Genomic DNA, 17651 nt, shown 5'->3' on the forward strand with positions numbered 1-17651 from the left:
CGATGGCTGGGAAATCCGCCGCCGACCAGACGGCAGCTACGGCGTCTACGATAGCCACAGCTTGCTGGATGGGCCGTTTGGAACAGAGAGTGAGGCGATGGCAGCGGCACTGCGGTTGCCTCACCCGTTTGGCTATAGGCTCCGTCCACCGAAGGTAAGTTCGCCTATCGCTAAAATGCCGCCTGCCGGTTAAAGCACCCGTCAGCCTCCCCCCGCTACCAACGACCCGAGCGCGGCCCTGAGACCGGAACGGGATGGTCCCACCCCGGCTAAGGGCCAGGGTTGCGCTCACTCTGGATATCTTATGGGAACCCCGTCGCCCTGCGCACGTTCTGTCGGGGCGTGGTGAACTTCCCCCGGTGATCTCACGCGCTGCCTTGGTGACTCCCATCGCCAGGGGCACTACCCCCCCCCCCAATCTTCCCCATGACCCCGACAGCTTGCGCTGTTGGGGTTTTTGGTCAGGATCGGGGCCTGCAACTTGCGCCGCCTTCCGCGTTTGTGCCGCTACGGCACGACGCTCGGCGCGGGAAATCTAGTATCCTGGCGGAATGGACATTGACGCCTTGCCCGGCGCAGAGGGAGCGCAGCATAGGCCTTAGCCGACTGGGCCGTCCGCGCCGATCTCCGTGCTGGCCTCGGCGGAGATGCTACCAAGGCGCTTTTACCGGGGACCACAAGTATCTGGCTGTCAACTCAGTTGTTCATATTGGACATCGCGTAGGATCAGGCGCATTATCCTGCCGCTCGATCGTGTCTTTGGGGGTGCGCGATGTTGAAGTGGCTTCTTCTGGTCTTGGGTCTGTTGCTGTTCACCAATGGCATGTTCACTCGAACCTTCAGCTTTGCCGAGCCGGAGCAGCACTGCTTCTACATGGATCTGATCAACATCAATGCGTGTGCAGCAAGCCCCGCGATGCCCCAGCTCGTGGTCTGGTCCAACCTCGTCATCGGCGGCGCGCTGATCTTGGGCTGCTTGCTCTATGCACGAGCCAAGAAGCCGCAGCGGCGAACTTAATTTACCTGCACCGGATAGCCGAAGCGCACTAAGACGGCGTCGATGTCGACGCGGCGGCTGGGGTGCAGGTCCCGAACCTCGAGCAATAGCACCATGGTGGACTCAAAGGCCGTCAGCGCATTTTCTTTGTCGTCACCCCGATGGAAGTCAGTGCCATGCGCCTTGAGGGCAGCGGCGCACCGTTTGATGAGGATTCCAACCTCGCTGTCAGACAATTGACGCAGAGCATCACCGGACTGGCCGGCCTCACCCAATGGCCCTCCACACTTCGAGAACGTGGGAACACGCGCCATTAGTTCGCCGCCACGACTTCGTCGGCAATAGCCGCGTCGATTGCATCCTCGATCTCAACGAAAACTGCAGCGATGACGGCCCTGCGCTCCACGTCATTGATCGCTTCGCGGGCCTCGACCTTGATTACGAAGTCGCGCAGCTTGTGGTCGGATCGCAGCGCAAAGCCTGTGCGGAACTCGATGAAGCCGTGGTCGCTCCAAAGATCGACCATGAAGGTCTCGAGATAGAGCTTGTACTGGTCGATCAGACTCTCGCTGAGCATGTCGATGTAGACCTTCATGGTACCGCCTTCCATGGGAAGTCGAGACTAACCATCTTATCCCCGGCCCGTCACGCCCGCTTATTCTGCGTTTGAATGGCAAGGAGGCGATAGCGATGAAAGCAAAGAAAGTTTTGGCTCAGATCTTGGCGGGTCTGGCGGTGGCCTCGATGTCCACCCTGGTTCTGGCACCACTGTCCGGGGCAGAATTCGATGTTCGGCTGGCTGCGGTCGGGCTGCTCCTCGTTTTTGTCTTCGGCGGCCTGGCCACCTTGCTGCACCGTTGAGAGCTTGTGAACAAAACAGGAATGCGATCATCTGGCCCGACTACTCGGAAGGATCGATTCGTGCCTGGTGATGTCGCCTATCTCGATAGCCTCAATGCTGGGCAGCGCCGGGCCGTCGAGCATGGAAGCTCGACCCCTCAAGCCGGCCCCCTGCTCGTTATTGCCGGCGCGGGGTCCGGCAAGACCAACACCCTTGCTCACCGCGTCGCCCACCTGATCGTCAATGGCACCGACCCCCGCCGCATCCTGCTCCTGACATTCTCCCGACGCGCGGCAGCAGAGATGATCCGACGAGTCGAACGTATCGCCACCAGAGTGCTCGGTGTGGGCTCGGGCGCAATCACCGACAGTCTGACCTGGGCGGGCACCTTCCATGGGATTGGAGCCAGGCTCCTGCGGGAATATGCTCATCACATTGGCCTGGATCCTGCCTTCACCATTCATGACCGCGAAGATTCTGCCGATCTGATGAACCTCGTCCGGCATGAGTTGACCTTCAGTGAGACCAAATCGCGCTTTCCCACCAAGGGGACGTGCCTCGCGGTCTACTCCCGCGTCGTCAACAGCCAGGCCGATCTCGAAGAAATCTTGCAGTCGGTCTTCCCATGGTGCGCCATGTGGTCCGCCGAGTTGCGGAACCTCTTTGGCGCCTACGTGGAGGCGAAGCAGAAACAAAACGTCCTCGATTACGATGACCTGCTGCTTTATTGGGCCGGGATGATGGCCGAGCCTATGATTGCCCAGCGGGTCTCAAGCCAGTTCGATCATGTGATGGTTGACGAGTACCAGGATACCAACCGCCTCCAGGCCGCCATTCTCTTGGCAATGCGGCCCGAAGGCAGAGGTCTGACGGTGGTCGGGGACGACGCCCAATCCATCTACTCTTTCCGGGCCGCCTCTGTCCGAAACATCCTGGACTTTCCTACGACATTCGACCCACCGGCCGAGATCGTGACACTCGATCAGAACTACCGGTCCACCCAGCCCATCCTGGCCGCCGCCAACGCCGTTATCGAGCAAGCAACCGAGCGCTTCACCAAGAACCTCTGGTCGGAGCGCGTCTCGGAGGCGAAGCCAAACCTTGTGACCGTCAAGGATGAGGCGGACCAGGTCCGCTATATCGCCAGTTCGGTGCTCGAGGCGCGCGAGGCCGGCACACCCCTCAAGCAACAGGCGGTCCTTTTCCGGACATCAAGCCATTCCGGGCCGCTCGAGATCGAGCTGACCCGTCGCAATATCCCCTTCGTCAAGTTCGGCGGCCTCAAGTTCCTCGACGCCGCCCACGTGAAAGACCTGCTGGCGGTTATGCGGTGGGCAGAGAATCCACGCGACCGCGTGGCGGGGTTCCGTGTGTTGCAATTGATGCCGGGTATCGGGCCGACCACTGCTGGGCGCATCCTGGATGTGATCGAGGCGTCCACGAACGCAGCCTGGGCACTGTCCGAGGTTCCGCCGCCGTCCAAGGCAGGACAGCACTGGACTGATCTCGTCACCCTCGTCTCTCGGTTGTCCGGCCGAGAAACCGGCTGGCCCCTGGAGCTGGCGCACGCCCGTCACTGGTACGAGCCTCTCATGGAGGACCGGTACGAGGACGCTGCGACCAGAACCGCAGATATCGTGCAGCTCGAACAGATCGCATCGGGGTACCCGAACCGCGAGAAGTTCCTCACGGAACTGGCCCTCGACCCGCCAGATGCCACAAGCGGCCAAGCGGGCGTGCCGATGCGCGATGAGGATTATCTCATCCTCTCGACAATTCATTCCGCCAAGGGCCAGGAGTGGAAATCGGTCCACGTCCTCAACGTTGTTGATGGCTGTATTCCGTCCGATTTGGGAACCGGCTCAACGCAAGAACTGGAGGAAGAGCGGCGGCTGCTTTATGTCGCCATGACGCGGGCCAAGGACGAGCTGCACTTGCTCGTGCCGCAGCGGTTCTATGTCACCCAGCAGACCCGAAACGGCGACCGGCACCTCTATGCGCAGCGCACGCGCTTCATCCCTCGCACCATGATGGTGCTATTCGAGGACTTCTTTTGGCCGCCAGTGGCGTCTGTTCGGGACGGCGCGTTGCCGGCAAGTCCGGTGGTGGTGGACTTGGGCGCGAAGATGCGGGGAATGTGGTAAGACGGGCAAAAAATTGGTGGGCGCCAGATATTCTCCGCCGGAGCGCTGATCACGGCTCTTCACGCTCGGTATGCCAAAGACGCAAACGCAAAGCACCACCGCGCCGGCGATTCAGCCAAGCAGCGGTGCGGTACGGACGGTTCGAGAGACAATGAAGAGAGAGACAGGAACACCACTGGTCTCGATTTGGCCCCCTCGCTCAAGCCATGCCAGCAATTTTGCTTTTCATCGGTCGTGATCTCGAACATCACCAGTCGACCCGTCTCTGCAAGTGCGGTTATGCTCGCCTTCGGCCCCGCGCTCATGGCCCAGCTTGAGCTCCAGAGGTTCGAGCAACAGTCTGATTTCGAAGCCAGCAGCAGTAAGGGCGGCATAACCGCTATCGGGAACGGCCCCTGGGTCCTCCTGATGGTCCCGCGGCGGGACCGATTGGTCGATATGCGCCTTGAGATCAGCAAGAGCTTCGGGCGAGCTTACGGTCCGCCCAAGCACCCATGCCAGTACTTGGCGCTGCGCAGAAAGCCGGCCTTCAAGTTCGAAATTGCTCAATTCTCCGTTGGACATCGTCCCACCTCGTCCGTTATGGGCGCACGCGTCACTGAACACTACGCAGCGCAGTCTCCTTGCTGAATTCGAAACGCCAGGGCTTCGAGAGCGTTGCCCTTCGAGCGGTGGCGGAGTCGACTCGTCTTGTAGCGTTGATGCAGCTACCGAGCTTGGATCTCTGCGATCTCAGGACCCACCTCAGTAAAAAACCTAGCGCTGTTGCGCAAAATCGTCAGGCGGCAGTATCCCAAACTCGTTGCCCCAACTATTGCGGATATAGGTGGCAATCGCCGAGAGCTGGAGATCGCTCAACTGGTCGCCGAAGGGCGGCATATAGCCAAAGCCGTGTACAAGGGTGCGCGCGAGATACTCGTCGTCATCCAGGGCTTTGCTGCCGGCCAGTGCCGGCCCCTGCGCTCCTTGACCATTGACGGCATGACAAGCGGCGCAGTTGATGCCATAGAGCGTTCGGCCATTGTCGAACAGCTGATCGAAGCTGGTATCGACGTCCGTTTGGGCGGCGCGCTCAGGCGCCTCTGCGCCAATCGCGTCACCGCCAGACATTTCCTGCGAGCCGACGCTTTCGTTGCTCCCCTTTGTGGAGCTCTCGCCTTCCGCTGCACTTGCCTCGCTCGATGGCTCACGTTGCCCGTCCAGTTCCTGGTCGGAGGCGGGTCCCAAGCCCAGCCCTGACACCGCCTGGGCCTCCGCCAGTTCTCCTTGATATGTGAAAGTCAGGATTGTCCCAGGATTGTGCAGCACGTTGGTGAAGCCGCGCTCTCCGTAGATTTGGGCGGCAGTGCCGAAGCCATCTGTGGCTATAAATATGGTACGGTTATCTGGCCCGATGGCTGTGTCGCGGTATCGGTTCTGTGTACTGAACCAGGCCGTGGGACGACCATCGGCCGCAAGACCATCTTCGCTCAGAGGTTGCACGTATAGGGTGCCATGCTTGAGCGTTGGCAGTAGTACCGAATTGTCCCATTCGGGGATGCCACGCTCGCCCGCCGCGTAATATTGGATGGAGCCGGGCGCGATCGTCGGGTTGCAGATCCACCCGCAATTGCCCTCAAAATCGTAGTCGTCGCCCACCGTCCAATAGGTCGCAATCGGCTCAATGATATCCGGCTCGAACTCGCTTTCGGGATACTTTGGCACCTCTTCGGGGATGTCCCGGCCCGTGTAGCGCAAATCAGCGGAGGCCTCGCTCCAGTTGCCATAGACATAAGCACTGTCATCACGGTAGCCGGCGACGAACGGCCAGCCGTAGTTTCCCCCCGCTTCCGCAACGTTGAGTTCGTCATCGGTGTCCGGACCGTGTTCCGAGACATAGATAGTGCCACCCGGCCCAAAGTCGATCCCTTGCGGGTTCCTGTGCCCGTAGGTGAAGATGTGGCTGCGCACACCGTTGATCTCCGGATTGTCGTCTGGAATCGACCCGTCAAGATTGAGGCGCAGCACCTTACCCGAATAGGTATTCCAGTCCTGGGCCTTGACCTCCTCCTGCGTGGGCAGCTCCTGTGCACGGTTGGGGCGTTGGTAGTTGCCTCCAAAATTGGCGCCCTGCTCGCCCAATGTGTAGTAAAGTTTCAGGTCGGGGCCGATCTTCACCCTGCCGGCATTGTGGTCGTTCCACGCTGGCACTCCGGAAATCAGTTCGAAAGGATCGGCCAGGACCTGGTTGGCCTCGTCATAGGTGTAGCGCACCAGCTTCTGGCGTGGATCAGGTGACAGGGTAGAGCCGGTCTCGTAGGTATAGGAGAGATAGACATAGTCATTGCCGCTGCCCTGCAGCAGTTCCGGGTGCAGCGCCAGACCCAGTAGCCCCTGATGCTGCACGTCAACACTCAGATCCTCAATCGTCAGGAGTGTCTGTTGCTCGCCGGTCCGCGGGTCGACACGTGTCACCTCCCCGGACGAACGCTCCGTGACCCAGAGCATGTCGTCGGGGCCCCAGGTGATTTCCCACGGGTTGGACAATCCCGTGGTGAGCACACGACCCGAAAAGAGCTGATCTTCGCCCCGTTCGATCTCGACAGGATTTTCCTGGGCGACAGCTGACGCACAAGTCAGGGCCACGCCAAGAGCAACTCCGCTCATAAGACAGGACAAAGGTTGCTGATGGCGTGGTTTGCAGGCGGACATTTTCATCTCCTTGGATCGATGTCTGGGCTCCTTCCCCAACGGTTCAAGCCGCACTTCGTTCGGTTGCAAAGTGGCGGAGGCCTTTCACAGCCTCCGCGGCCGGTTCGCAAGTCCTTCAGGACCAACCGACGTTCACCTGGGTTAACCGAAGTGGTTCGTCTGCCCGGCTCTGAACTCCTGCTGGGGGTGAGGCATTTCCCGGCCAGGTCAACCGAAAGAGGATCACGCCGTGAAACGCACAGCACTCAAATCTGCGATCGCTACCGGCATTCTGCTCTCCGCAACCAGCGCCTGGGCCGCAGACCATCGCATAGAGATGCTCAACAAGGACTCTGAAGGCCGCACCATGCAGTTCGAGCCGGCGTTCCTGAAAATCGAGCCGGGTGACAGCGTCACCTTCGTTGCCTCCGACAAGGGCCACAACTCCGAGTCCATCCTGGAGATGATCCCGGCAGAGGCGGATCCCTGGAAGGGCAAGATCAATGAGGAGATCACCATCACCTATGACCAAGAAGGCTTCTACGCTTTCAAGTGCCAGCCCCATTTAGGACTAGGCATGGTCGGTTTGCTGCAGGTCGGAGACAATGGGCCCCAGATAGACGCAGAGGAAATCGACAAGCTGCCTGGCCGTGCCGCAGCCCGTTTGGCCGAACTGATTGCACAGGCGGACCAGGGCGGTGAGGAGCAGCACAGCGCTGACGATCGGCCGCAGTAATTACGCTATTCGCGAGGTTCAATTCTTTCGCCTGTTTTCTAGTCTCAACGGGCAGGAACTCAAGACCATCGATAGCAGGTTTCCCGCCACGGCGCTGGCGGATCCGGGCTCTGAGGCGGCCTGGAAAGGGGAACCGAGCTGGAATGGTGTCGCCATCCTCGCCCGCGGACGCACACCGGTCCTAACAAGGGATGCACTTCCGGGGAGTTCGAATGATCGCCACGCGCGCTACATCGAGGCGGCCTGCAATGGCGTCATCGTCGGCTGTCTTTGTGCACCGAACGGCAATCCCCGACCCGGACCGAAGTACGACTACAAACTCGACTGGACCGAGCGTCTGGTCGCACATGCTCAAGAGCTTTGGTCGAGCGAACTGCCAATTGTGCTGGCCGGGGATTTCAATATCGTTCCAGAACCATGCGACATCTACGCGACAACTTCATACAAGGACAATGCTCTCGTCCAGCCGGAGAGCCGCGCATTATTCCAAAAGCTGTTGGAGCAGGGCTGGACGGATGCCATCCGGCGCCAGCATCCAGAGGCGACTATCTATACCTTCTGGGACTATATGCGAAACCGTTGGCAACGTAACGCGGGGTTGCGTCTAGATCATCTCCTTTTGAGCCGCCCACTTGCCCGCAAACTCAAGGCGGCGGGCGTCAACAAGGAAGTGCGCGGCGAGGCGGGCGCAATCGATCATGCCCCCGCTTGGATCCACCTGTCGCAGCGGTCGCCAGCCAACGCTGTGGCCGTGCTTTGGAAATAAGGCCGCAGTATACGCCACGGACCAGGTGAACGACCACCGGATCATACTACTTTCAACCCGGTCCTTTGCGGCGGCGTCCCCGCGCATCGTGGCCACCACCTTGTGCTGCGGCTCGATCTGGCCGCTTCGGAGATCGACGACCAAAGCATTGGCTCCTCCAGAACAGCGACGATTGCGCAGGACCTAAAGGATTTCAGGGCTCAACCTGGCGGCCGCCGCGCATTCAAACCCGCAATCCGTTACACTGGCCACCCCGATGCAGCGCTGATCCCGGAAAAGATCCACGCGCAAGCCAGGAAGCGCAGCAACGCCCCAATTCTCCGGCCCAGCATGGCCTCCTTCGCACGGCCGCGCCTGCGTTATCCTTAACCGTCAGAACCATTTTCACCGGCCCGTGGCGTGAAGCATATTGCGCTTCCGAAAGGACGACTGCCATGAACCGCAGATTTGATCATTTGGCGAGCTCGGAAGCATTCCCGCCCGTTCAGGGGATGAGCGCTTCGCTCCTGCGCGCGTTCACCGAGTGGCGCCTTCGGCAAACGCCACCGCTCACGCCAAACCAGGCCCTACTATCGTTGTTGGCACTTGCGCTGTCGGTCGAGGGACACCTGGTGCTCGGTCCGCAGATTGCTGAGCCAGAAGAGGATCGTCAGATCGAGGAACTCGCAGAAGTCATGCGCGAGCTCCACAGAAAGTAAATGCGAGTCTGGTGCTCAACATCGCCAGGTCGTTGTCAGCGCGCCTGCGGCTCCCGTTCGCCGGACCTTCGGGCAAGCACCCGTCCAATTCCGAGTCCGATGATGAGCGCCCCCGACTTGACGGCAGCGTCGTCCAGCCGCCCATGCCGGTCTACCAGCAGTTGCTGGGACCACTCGAGGCAGCCTATCCCAAGGAGCAGTCCTCCGCCAACCAGCCAGATTCTGCGCGGGTAGCCGCAGCCGAAGGTTATGCCAACCAGCAGGAGGGCCAGAGCTCTCTCGATGGAGGGATCGTCAACAATTTGCGGCCGAAGCCCGATGGGCGACAATGTCGCAAGCGTCACCAGGATAAAGAGCCCCCAGGCGATGACTCGCCAAATAGATGTTCGCATCGAATAAAATCTACCAGAAGGCTGACGGGCGGCCAATGGACGTTTGGACAGGCCAAGCTGGCGCTCGCACTTCGCGATCGACTGTGGCTTGGGAGAAACCTGATGTCCCCATGAGGCATCCGGGCAAACGTCAACTCCGGCATCCCTGGCCAAGAGTGGACGCAGAGGTCCAGAGCAGCGAACAAAGCGCAGCCACTTGGCTACCTCAAACGCGTCAGGCGAAGGTTGGCCGGCAGTCGACACCGAGGCCCCCTAGACCTATGCAGAAATCGGAGGGCAGCAACGGCTTAACCCTAGTTGCAGCATTTTCTACAATAGATAGAAACTCAATTCGTTTGGTGGCAATCTGGCGCCGCCCCGGAGTCGGCAATCTTCATGCCATCGATTGAGAGCGACCAGTACGGCAATTGAAGAAATCTGATACTCAAATCAATCCTTCAACTTTTTGGCCATGTCGTCCCCTTGGATGCCCGCGGCCGTTGGATTTGTTTTACTGATGTTCGCAGCGGCAGGTTCATCACCCGCCTTACCAGAAGCCGGGCTGCCGCGAGTGCTGCCCAGGTCGTAGAACCGCCAAGATAAAGATCACGAAAGTAGCGTTATGGAAGAAAGTGAAATCGACATCCGCGGCATCCTCGGCCTGCTTCGCAGGCGTATGGTGCTCATCGTGTCGACGACCGTGTTGGTCGTCGCGGTCGCGGCAGCCGTCGCCTTCACCCTGACCCCGCTCTACACCGCCTCCGCCCTGGTGCTGGTAGACCCTTCGCGCAAGAACATTCTCGATGACAGCGCCATTTCCGGCGCCTCGTCCGCAGCGGACAATGCGCGGATCGACAGCGAGGTCGAGTTGGCCCGGTCCGACAATGTCCTTCTCAAGGTGATCCAGCGCGAGCAGTTGATTTCGGATGACGAGTTTGGCGTCTCGATTGGCCTCACCGCGCGCCTGCTTTCCTTTCTTGGTGTACCGCCCCCCGACCTGCCCACGGGGCAGGAAGCGCTCAACCAGAGCTTGAGCAAGTTGCGCAGCGCAGTCAGCGTCCAGCGCAAAGGCCTCACATACCTCATTTCGCTCCAAGTTCGGTCCGAAGAGGCAGGCAAGGCCGCCGGTCTCGCCAATGCCCTGGCCGAGGTCTACATCCAGGACCAGCTGTCTTCCAAGATATCGAGCGCCGTTGCCTCCCTTGAGGTCATTCAAAGCCGGTTGGAGCAGGCCCGAACTGGAATCGTCGCATCCGAAACCGCCTATGATCAATTCATTGCCGACAATATCGATGCGATAGCGCGTGACAGCGGCCGAACCGACCTTGCCAATATGCAAAGACAAATCGCGGCTCTGGAATCGGCGCGTGCCCAATCCGCTTCGCTGGCGAGCACGGTACAGGTCGCCATTGCCGACAACGACATCAACGCCATCGTCACGAACCTCCAATCCGAAGCCCTTGACGCCCTCGAGCAGCAGCGCGAACGCCTGCGTCGGGACCTTGCCGACCAGGCGGGCACCGCCAGCGAGTTGGACCTGCAGGCCGAACTCTCCCGCATCGAGCAATCCATAATCGAGACTGCCAACAGTGAGGTCACGGCACTTCAGGGCGAAGTGCAACAGGCCCAGGATCAGACGGCTTCGCTCCGCCAGACCCTGCGGTCCGAAGTCATCGGTTCGGCCCTATCGGCCGACACGCTGACGCAGATTTTCGAGCTGCAGCAGAACGCCGAGCTGGCGCGCCGGCAATACCAGACCCTGCTCTCCCGGGCGCAGGACCTCGAGGCGCAGGCCGACCTGCAGTTGGCTGACAGCCGCATTGTCTCGACGGCGCTGGCCCCAGAAGCCCCCTCATTTCCAAATAAGCGTCTCATCCTGATCCTGGCAGGACTGGCGGGACTGGGATTGGGCGTCGGCCTGGCCTTTCTCTATGAAAACCTGGTCGGTGGTTTTACGACCGACGAGCAAGTTGCAACCGTCCTCAAGCGTCCTGTTGCCGCCACCGTGCCGCGGCAGCAGGGAAAGGCTGAAAGCGACAGCCATGCCGATCTCGTCGTGTCCTCGCCCCTTTCTATCTTTTCCGAATCCATTCGCCGGGCTCGTGCCGCAGTTGACCAGGCCATACGCCATGCGCAGCGGAGCACCGACGCGGAGGAACGCGGGCGGATCGTCCTGGTCACCTCCTCCAATCCCAATGAGGGCAAGACCACCATGGCGCTGGCAATGGCACGATCGGCGGCGATGTCTGGCCAGTCCGTGCTGTTGATCGACTGCGACCTGCGCAAGCCTTCCGTTCACCGCCATCTGGGGATTGCGCCCGAAACCGGCCTCTTGGATCTGCTCCAGTCCGATGAGGCCGACCAGATGGCCTCATTGCGCCACATCATCATCAGTGATCCATTGTCCAGGGCCTCAGTCGTAGTGGGATCGCGGCGGAGCAACGCGCCCACGGACCAGCTCCTCGACAACCCATCGTTTCACCGGATCCTCAAGGCCGCGCGGCGCTCATTCGATTATGTCATTCTCGACACACCGCCGGTTGGGCCGGTTGTCGATGCGCTCTATCTCTGTCGGCAAGCCGACGCGATCACCTTTGTGATCAAATGGGCCAGCACTTCTCAAAGCGAAGTCAGGAAGAATATCGATGCTCTGGTCAATGCCGCCGGCGAGGACATTCCGCTTCTCGTCGCCCTGACGCAGCAGGAGCAATCGCGCTCCGAATACTACAAGAAGTATAGCGGGTACTATTCCTACAGCGCCTAATGAATACCCATGCGTGGTCGGGGCCAATTGGAGCGCCCCGAGCCGCCCAAGGCGCCTTGGGGACACGTTAGAGCAGGACCATAGAGGGAAGCCGGACAATATGGCCAAGAACCAGACCCCGCTCACCTTTGCCCTGCTCGCCATGGCGCTCGGCTGCCTTTCCCTGGGCGCGTTGACGCTTCGTGCCGAGGCGGGCGCCACGGCATTGGGTGCGGGATCCACGCAACTGCCGCAGTTCCTCGCCATGATGGAACAGGACCTGCCGCTGCCCCTTTCTGTCCAGGGACGGCGGGTCCTGTTGGAGAATTGCGAGATGGCCCTGCAGGCGACAAGCCCGCTGGCGCTTCGGTTTGCCACTGACGCGCAACAGGCTATGGTCGGGCCCTTCTGCCGCGCGCTTTCGGAAGAGGTTGTCGCGGCCGCCCCCACCGATGCCTATGCCTGGCTGGTTCTTGCCATGTCACAGATCCGCAGCGGCGAAACGGACGAGGCCAGTAGGAGTATCGTCTGGTCTGGTCTCACGGGCCGCAATGAAAGCTGGATCGCCCAGCAGCGGTTCGACCTCGTTCAGGACCACTACGCTGAGATTTCGCCTGCTGCCCGGGCGGTAGGTGACGCCGACACTGTCCTGCTGGTCCCGAGCAGTCGGGGGGCGGTTGTGGCGCGGAGATATGTGCTGGATGAAGCGTTTCGCCAGCGTGCCGAACAATTGATCGAAGCGCAGCCGGAGGACGTGCAGCGCCGCTTCGTCTCACTTATCCGCCGTCAGCTTTAGGAGCGGAGAGATGACCATTTCCGCCTTTGCCGCCGCCCGCCCCCGCGCTCTCACCAGCCGCTCCGCCGGCAGGCCGCAAAATGGCTTTGCACTTTGGGCACTGCTAGTGCTTTTTGCCCTGGCGCCCCTGCCCCTTGCCAGCGCCCGGCCCTTCCTCTGGGCGCTTTGGGCGTCCTACACGGGCCTGGTGGCCGTGGTTTTCCTTGTCTGGCAGTTGCGCTCGGGTAACCCATTGCGGGTCAGCCCGCTGGACTTCAAGTCCCCGACTTTTTTAGTTCTCCTGACACTGGCTGCCCTGATCCTCCAGCTCCTGCCCATTGCACCCTTTCCGATCGTGAGCGCTGAAGGAGCCACTCTGGTATCGGCGCAAGTGAGCGTTGCGCCAGGGCAGACCCTGTTGATGCTGACGCGTCAGTTGACCTATGCACTGGTGGCGTTTCTGGTGCTGCAGGTGGCCGCCAGTGACAGACGGCGCCCGTTCCTTCTCCATGGCCTGATCGCCATCGCCTTGGCCTATGCCGCCTATGGTCTTGTGGCCTTGCGCATGGGAGATACCATTCTGGGTCTGCCCAAATGGGCCTATTCGGGGTCGATCACCGGCAGCTTCGTCAACCGCAATTCTTTCGCGACCTTCCTGGGATTTGGGGCGATCCTGACCCTATCGCATCTTTGCGCCCTGGTGCGGCGCCAGGCCCAGCGGCACCCAGACGACGGACTGATCACGGGCCTTTTGAGCAGCCTTGTGCTTTATTCGGCCGGCTACCTCTTCCTGCTGCTCATCGTCATCGGCACCCAGTCGCGCATGGGCCTTTTCGCAACTCTTGCGGGCTCCGGGGTCGTGATCCTGATCACCCTGCTCTCGGTGCGTCGACTGGGCCTTGTCCTTTTGGTCGCGCCGGTGGCATTGGCCACCCTTGTCGGACTGTTTTGGCTGATTGGCGGCGGTCTCCTTGAACGCATCGAATGGCAGGGCTTTGGCTCGGACAGTCGCATCCTGCTCTATCAACAGGTGATGGACCTGATCGCGTTGAGACCCTGGACCGGATTTGGGGGTGGAACCTTCGAGGTGGCATTCCCACTGGTTCATCAACTGCCCCTGACCCCGGACGTGACGTGGAAACTTGCGCATAACTCCTATCTAGCGCTCTGGGCCGAACTTGGCCTGGTGGCGGGCTCTTTCCTTATTCTGGCGTTCGGCTATGCCGCAGTGCGACTAATCGTCGGCCTGCTACGCGGCACCGGATCCTGGGCACCCCAGGTTGCCGCCCTGGCAGCCATTGTCCAGATCGCCATCCATTCGACCGTAGATTTTAGTCTGGAAATCCCGGCCAACACCTTGATGTTCATCGCTATTGTCACCACTGGTCTGGCAAATTGCGTCGGCGTCCGGTCGGACGGCAGGTTACGGTGATGCTGGACTTCGTCCGGCGACTATTTGGCGCCTCTCGCCAGGCTGCGACGCGGGCGCAGTCTGAGGCCCGGCACGTACGGCTAGATACGCTGCCGGCGGTCGTCTACGCCATTGGCGACGTCCATGGTTGCCTTGAGGAACTGCGTTCCCTGGAGCGAAAGATCACCCAGGATAGCGCCGGCATCGAGGGGTACAAACTTCTAGTCATGCTGGGCGACTATATTGACCGGGGTCCGAATTCAGCTGGCGTCATCGACCATCTGCTGGCGCTTCCACCCGACGGGTTTGAGCGCATCTGCCTTATGGGCAACCACGAGGTCATGGCCTCTGCCTTCCTTGACCAGCCTAGCCCGCGATCGGATTGGCTCAGCTTCGGCGGCGCCGAGACAATGCAGTCCTACGGACTGCCGTCCTTTGCGCCGAGCGGGAGTTCAGCGAGCCGCGTACGCCAGGCAGTCGAGGCGCACGTGCCCCAGGAGCATCGGGACTTCCTGCGTTCGCTCGCCTGGACACTGAGCCTGCCAGGCTGGCTGTTCGTTCATGCTGGCCTGCGCCCCGGACTGCCCCTTGAAGAACAAGACCCGGAGGACCTGTTCTGGATACGCGAAGAGTTCTTCGCCGCCCCTGCCCTGCCGCAAATCCGCATCGTTCATGGTCACACCCCGGCGGCCGAGCCAGTCGTCACGCCCGGTCGCATCTGCCTGGATACGGGCGCTTTTGCCACAGGGCGCCTGACCGCTCTCAAGATCACGTCCGATGGGCAGACACGGATACTCCAAACGCCTTGACGGCGAGCAAGCGACAGGCAGGGGCCATCGCCATGACACGAAGGCGCGCGCCTCAGGGGCACTGGCGTCGTCGGCGCAATTACCGTCAGCTAGGTTAGTACCGCGGTCAGCTCCGGCCGAACTCGTCCTCGATGCGGATGATATCGTCTTCGCCCAGATAAGAACCGGTCTGGACTTCAATCAGTTCGAGCTCGATCTTTCCTGGATTGGCGAGGCGGTGTGTGCATCCCAAAGGCAGGTAGATGGACTCGTTTTCCGCCAGCATGCTCACCTTCCCATCCACTGTCACCTCCGCGGTGCCGCGCACTACCACCCAATGTTCGGACCGATGGTGATGTTTCTGAAGGCTCAGCTTCTTGCCGGGCTTGACGAAGAGCTTCTTGACCTGGAAGCGATCCCCCATGAGCACCGAGGAATAACCGCCCCAGGGCCGGTACGACGTCTTGTGCGTTTCCGTCAGGGCACGCGTTTCCACATTGGCCCTGAGCGACCTGGCGATAGCGCCAACATTCTGTGCCTGGCTCAAACGCCCGACAAACACAGCGTCTTCAGTGGCAATGACCGCCACGTCGTCAAGACCGTCAAGCACGACATGGGCATGTTCAGTCATGACAAGGGAGTTGGTGGCGTTGGACAGAGTTACCGGCCCCGCGGCGGCATTCCCGCTCGCGTCCCGGCTATGGCCCTTCCAGACCGCATCCCAGGCGCCCAGGTCGGACCAGACGAATGACACGGGCAGCACGGCGGCCTTGTCGGTACGCTCGAAAATGGCGTAGTCCACCGAGATGCTGGGGGAAGACGCAAAGTTTGCTTCATCAAGGCGAATGAAATCCAGGTCCCTCTTGGCCTCCGTCACCGCCGCCTTTGCCGCTACGAAAACCTCAGGTGCAAGCCTTTCGCATTCGGCCAGGAAGATCTTTGCCGGCAGCATGAACATGCCCGAGTTCCATGTGAACCCGCCCTGTTCGAGCATGCGTTCCGCCTTCTGCGCGTCAGGCTTTTCGACAAAGGCCGCGACCTTGTGCGCGCCGTGCCCGATTGGCTCGCCGACGGCGATATAGCCATAGCCTGTTTCGGGGTGTTCGGGGGTGATGCCGAAGGTGACCAGATGCCCTTCTCGCGCTGCAAGTGCGGCGTTATCGACAGCGCCGAAATAGTCCGCGCTTGCCGGGATCAGATGGTCCGATGGCAGGACATGAATGATGGCATCTTCATCCTGGCCAAGGGCAACCCGTGCCGATGCGGCAATCGCTGCTGCCGTGTTGCGCGCTACCGGTTCAAGCAGGATGGCGCCCAGCTCGATGCCGCGCTCCTGCGCCTGTTCTGCAACGAGGAAGCGGTATTCGGCATTGGTGATGACGATGGGCCGGCCGTAGCGGCCTGCGTCCCTGACCCGTTCCAGGGTCTGCTGGAAGAGACTGGTTTCACCGATCAGGTCGATGAACTGCTTGGGCCGCGCCGAGCGCGATTTGGGCCAGAGACGCGTGCCCTGGCCACCGGCCAGGATGACTGGAATGATGGGTTTCAAAACTCGGGTCCCCCGACTGAAATCAACTCGTCAGCGGCAAGCCGCACTAGAAAACGCAGCCGCTAGGCTCAGTCGCCGTTCCCGGTGACGAACTCGCGAACGATCGTCAGAGCGATGATCTTGACGTCGAGCCAGACAGAGAAGTTCTGGATGTAGGCCAAGTCGTGATCGACACGCTCCCGCGCCTTGTGCGGGTCGCGGGTTGACCCGCGCAGTCCATTGACCTGTGCCCATCCGGTGATCCCGGGAAGCATCTGCAGGCGACGGTCGTAGTATGGCACAAGCTCCTTGTAGAGACGACCGGCGGCCATCATGCCCGGCACATGTGGCCGCGGTCCAACCAGCGACATGTCGCCCCTTAGCACATTGAACAACTGTGGCAGTTCATCGATGCTGGTCTTGCGGATGAACCGACCGACCGATGTCACCCGAGGATCGTTCGAAAGCGTCTGCGACACGCCTGTGGCATCGCCGATCTCCGCCCCCATGGACCGAAATTTGTAGGCCTCAAAGATCCGCCCGTTGATGCCTTCCCGCTTCTGCTTGAAGAGGACTGGCCCGGGACTGGTGGCCTTGATGGCAAGAGCGACGATGATCATCAACGGACCCAGCAGCACCAGGCCAACCAGGGCCCCGACAATGTCCATTGCGCGCTTTGCGGCCAGGTTCAGTCGACGACCGAGCGAGTTCTCCATTTCCGTCACATCCCAGCGCACGGCGAGGCCGGAATGTCGCGAGACGAGGTGCTTTTTGACCTCGTGGTCCGTGGTGACGAACGCAACGGGGTGAGCCGCGCCTGAAAAACGCGCGTGTTGCGGGGCCAGATCGGCCCCAGTTTCCGACTGAAACAAACTATCCATACTGCCAGTCCCTCATAGCAAGATGGTAAATGAATTTTATGCAGTGCCATATACTTACCAAAAAGTTTACGCAGACCAATAGCAAAAATTCACCTGACGGCAACAATAGTTAATCGATCAGACGCCACAGCGACCCGACGCCAAAGCAGGCAGAAATCCATTCTATAAATTCGAGCCGCTCTTCCCCATCCCTTGGAGTTTCCGCCGATTGGAGGTCATTCATACCCCTGGAGGCCGAAACGATCTGCGTGGCGCGCATCGCTGCCTTGTACTATTTCCAAGCACAACCGAGCGACTATCAG

17 protein-coding genes are annotated in these 17651 nt (G+C 60.7%); 10 read left to right on the forward strand and 7 right to left on the reverse strand.

Features of this window, described 5'->3' with window-relative positions; genetic code table 11:
- The first annotated feature begins 772 nt into the window (after positions 1–772).
- On the forward strand, positions 773–1018 hold the full coding sequence (locus K1X15_RS10105; RefSeq protein ID WP_220307308.1) for a hypothetical protein: 246 nt from the start codon (positions 773–775) through the stop codon (positions 1016–1018).
- On the opposite strand, the gene K1X15_RS10110 is transcribed toward K1X15_RS10105, so the two are convergent.
- Both K1X15_RS10110 and K1X15_RS10115 read right to left on the reverse strand, forming a co-directional pair.
- Complete coding sequence (locus K1X15_RS10110; protein WP_220307309.1) at positions 1015–1272, reverse strand: hypothetical protein; 258 nt, start codon at positions 1270–1272, stop codon at positions 1015–1017. The genes K1X15_RS10105 and K1X15_RS10110 overlap by 4 nt on opposite strands.
- 38 nt (positions 1273–1310) lie before the next feature.
- Positions 1311–1592 (reverse strand): hypothetical protein, encoded by a 282-nt coding sequence (locus K1X15_RS10115; protein WP_220307310.1) that lies wholly within the window; start codon positions 1590–1592, stop codon positions 1311–1313.
- Positions 1593–1687: 95 nt separating this feature from the next.
- On the opposite strand from K1X15_RS10115, the gene K1X15_RS10120 reads away from it, so the two are divergent.
- Both K1X15_RS10120 and K1X15_RS10125 read left to right on the forward strand, forming a co-directional pair.
- Entirely contained in the window at positions 1688–1858 is a 171-nt protein-coding gene (locus K1X15_RS10120; protein WP_220307311.1) for a hypothetical protein, read from the forward strand.
- Between the two features lie 60 nt (positions 1859–1918).
- A complete protein-coding gene (locus K1X15_RS10125) occupies positions 1919–3982 on the forward strand; it encodes an ATP-dependent helicase (RefSeq protein WP_240549712.1) in 2064 nt (687 codons plus the stop codon).
- Positions 3983–4207: 225 nt separating this feature from the next.
- Here K1X15_RS10125 and K1X15_RS10130 read toward each other — a convergent pair whose 3' ends face one another.
- Together K1X15_RS10130 and K1X15_RS10135 are read right to left on the reverse strand one after the other, a co-directional pair.
- Complete coding sequence (locus K1X15_RS10130) at positions 4208–4546, reverse strand: hypothetical protein (RefSeq protein WP_220307312.1); 339 nt, start codon at positions 4544–4546, stop codon at positions 4208–4210.
- Positions 4547–4738: 192 nt separating this feature from the next.
- Complete coding sequence (locus K1X15_RS10135; RefSeq protein WP_240549713.1) at positions 4739–6673, reverse strand: glucose/sorbosone family PQQ-dependent dehydrogenase; 1935 nt, start codon at positions 6671–6673, stop codon at positions 4739–4741.
- A gap of 229 nt (positions 6674–6902) precedes the next feature.
- Here K1X15_RS10135 and K1X15_RS10140 point away from each other — a divergent pair, with 229 nt between their 5' ends.
- The 3 genes from K1X15_RS10140 to K1X15_RS10150 all read left to right on the forward strand — a co-directional run bounded on the left by K1X15_RS10140 (position 6903) and on the right by K1X15_RS10150 (position 8852).
- Positions 6903–7388, forward strand: coding sequence for a pseudoazurin (locus K1X15_RS10140; RefSeq protein WP_240549714.1), 486 nt, complete (start codon positions 6903–6905; stop codon positions 7386–7388).
- A gap of 7 nt (positions 7389–7395) precedes the next feature.
- Entirely contained in the window at positions 7396–8154 is a 759-nt protein-coding gene (locus K1X15_RS10145; protein WP_240549758.1) for an exodeoxyribonuclease III, read from the forward strand.
- Between the two features lie 434 nt (positions 8155–8588).
- Complete coding sequence (locus K1X15_RS10150) at positions 8589–8852, forward strand: hypothetical protein (protein ID WP_220307314.1); 264 nt, start codon at positions 8589–8591, stop codon at positions 8850–8852.
- Between the two features lie 35 nt (positions 8853–8887).
- Here K1X15_RS10150 and K1X15_RS10155 read toward each other — a convergent pair whose 3' ends face one another.
- Complete coding sequence (locus K1X15_RS10155; protein ID WP_220307315.1) at positions 8888–9244, reverse strand: hypothetical protein; 357 nt, start codon at positions 9242–9244, stop codon at positions 8888–8890.
- A 601-nt stretch (positions 9245–9845) separates the two neighbouring features.
- Here K1X15_RS10155 and K1X15_RS10160 point away from each other — a divergent pair.
- The 4 genes from K1X15_RS10160 to K1X15_RS10175 all read left to right on the forward strand — a co-directional run bounded on the left by K1X15_RS10160 (position 9846) and on the right by K1X15_RS10175 (position 14961).
- Positions 9846–11987, forward strand: coding sequence for a Wzz/FepE/Etk N-terminal domain-containing protein (locus K1X15_RS10160; protein ID WP_220307316.1), 2142 nt, complete (start codon positions 9846–9848; stop codon positions 11985–11987).
- A gap of 100 nt (positions 11988–12087) precedes the next feature.
- Positions 12088–12762 (forward strand): hypothetical protein, encoded by a 675-nt coding sequence (locus K1X15_RS10165; protein WP_220307317.1) that lies wholly within the window; start codon positions 12088–12090, stop codon positions 12760–12762.
- A 10-nt stretch (positions 12763–12772) separates the two neighbouring features.
- On the forward strand, positions 12773–14173 hold the full coding sequence (locus K1X15_RS10170) for an O-antigen ligase family protein (protein WP_220307318.1): 1401 nt from the start codon (positions 12773–12775) through the stop codon (positions 14171–14173).
- The gene (locus K1X15_RS10175) at positions 14173–14961 is read left to right on the forward strand and encodes a metallophosphoesterase family protein (protein WP_220307319.1); all 789 of its coding nucleotides are present in this window, start codon (positions 14173–14175) and stop codon (positions 14959–14961) included. The genes K1X15_RS10170 and K1X15_RS10175 overlap by 1 nt, the downstream gene beginning before the upstream one ends.
- A 106-nt stretch (positions 14962–15067) precedes the next feature.
- On the opposite strand, the gene K1X15_RS10180 is transcribed toward K1X15_RS10175, so the two are convergent.
- Together K1X15_RS10180 and K1X15_RS10185 are read right to left on the reverse strand one after the other, a co-directional pair.
- On the reverse strand, positions 15068–16489 hold the full coding sequence (locus K1X15_RS10180; protein WP_220307320.1) for a mannose-1-phosphate guanylyltransferase/mannose-6-phosphate isomerase: 1422 nt from the start codon (positions 16487–16489) through the stop codon (positions 15068–15070).
- Between the two features lie 68 nt (positions 16490–16557).
- Positions 16558–17349 (reverse strand): exopolysaccharide biosynthesis polyprenyl glycosylphosphotransferase, encoded by a 792-nt coding sequence (locus K1X15_RS10185; RefSeq protein WP_220307321.1) that lies wholly within the window; start codon positions 17347–17349, stop codon positions 16558–16560.
- Between the last annotated feature and the right edge of the window lie 302 nt (positions 17350–17651).

This window comes from Devosia salina, from assembly GCF_019504385.1.
Taxonomy (GTDB): domain Bacteria; phylum Pseudomonadota; class Alphaproteobacteria; order Rhizobiales; family Devosiaceae; genus Devosia; species Devosia salina.

Coding starts and splice junctions, on each gene's coding strand:
- K1X15_RS10105 (WP_220307308.1), top strand. CDS start 773: ATGTTGAAGTGGCTTCTTCTGGTCTTGGGTCTGTTGCTGTTCACCAAT.
- K1X15_RS10115 (WP_220307310.1), bottom strand. CDS start 1,592: ATGAAGGTCTACATCGACATGCTCAGCGAGAGTCTGATCGACCAGTAC.
- K1X15_RS10120 (WP_220307311.1), top strand. CDS start 1,688: ATGAAAGCAAAGAAAGTTTTGGCTCAGATCTTGGCGGGTCTGGCGGTG.
- K1X15_RS10130 (WP_220307312.1), bottom strand. CDS start 4,546: ATGTCCAACGGAGAATTGAGCAATTTCGAACTTGAAGGCCGGCTTTCT.
- K1X15_RS10135 (WP_240549713.1), bottom strand. CDS start 6,673: ATGTCCGCCTGCAAACCACGCCATCAGCAACCTTTGTCCTGTCTTATG.
- K1X15_RS10150 (WP_220307314.1), top strand. CDS start 8,589: ATGAACCGCAGATTTGATCATTTGGCGAGCTCGGAAGCATTCCCGCCC.
- K1X15_RS10155 (WP_220307315.1), bottom strand. CDS start 9,244: ATGCGAACATCTATTTGGCGAGTCATCGCCTGGGGGCTCTTTATCCTG.
- K1X15_RS10160 (WP_220307316.1), top strand. CDS start 9,846: ATGGAAGAAAGTGAAATCGACATCCGCGGCATCCTCGGCCTGCTTCGC.
- K1X15_RS10165 (WP_220307317.1), top strand. CDS start 12,088: ATGGCCAAGAACCAGACCCCGCTCACCTTTGCCCTGCTCGCCATGGCG.
- K1X15_RS10170 (WP_220307318.1), top strand. CDS start 12,773: ATGACCATTTCCGCCTTTGCCGCCGCCCGCCCCCGCGCTCTCACCAGC.
- K1X15_RS10175 (WP_220307319.1), top strand. CDS start 14,173: ATGCTGGACTTCGTCCGGCGACTATTTGGCGCCTCTCGCCAGGCTGCG.
- K1X15_RS10185 (WP_220307321.1), bottom strand. CDS start 17,349: ATGGATAGTTTGTTTCAGTCGGAAACTGGGGCCGATCTGGCCCCGCAA.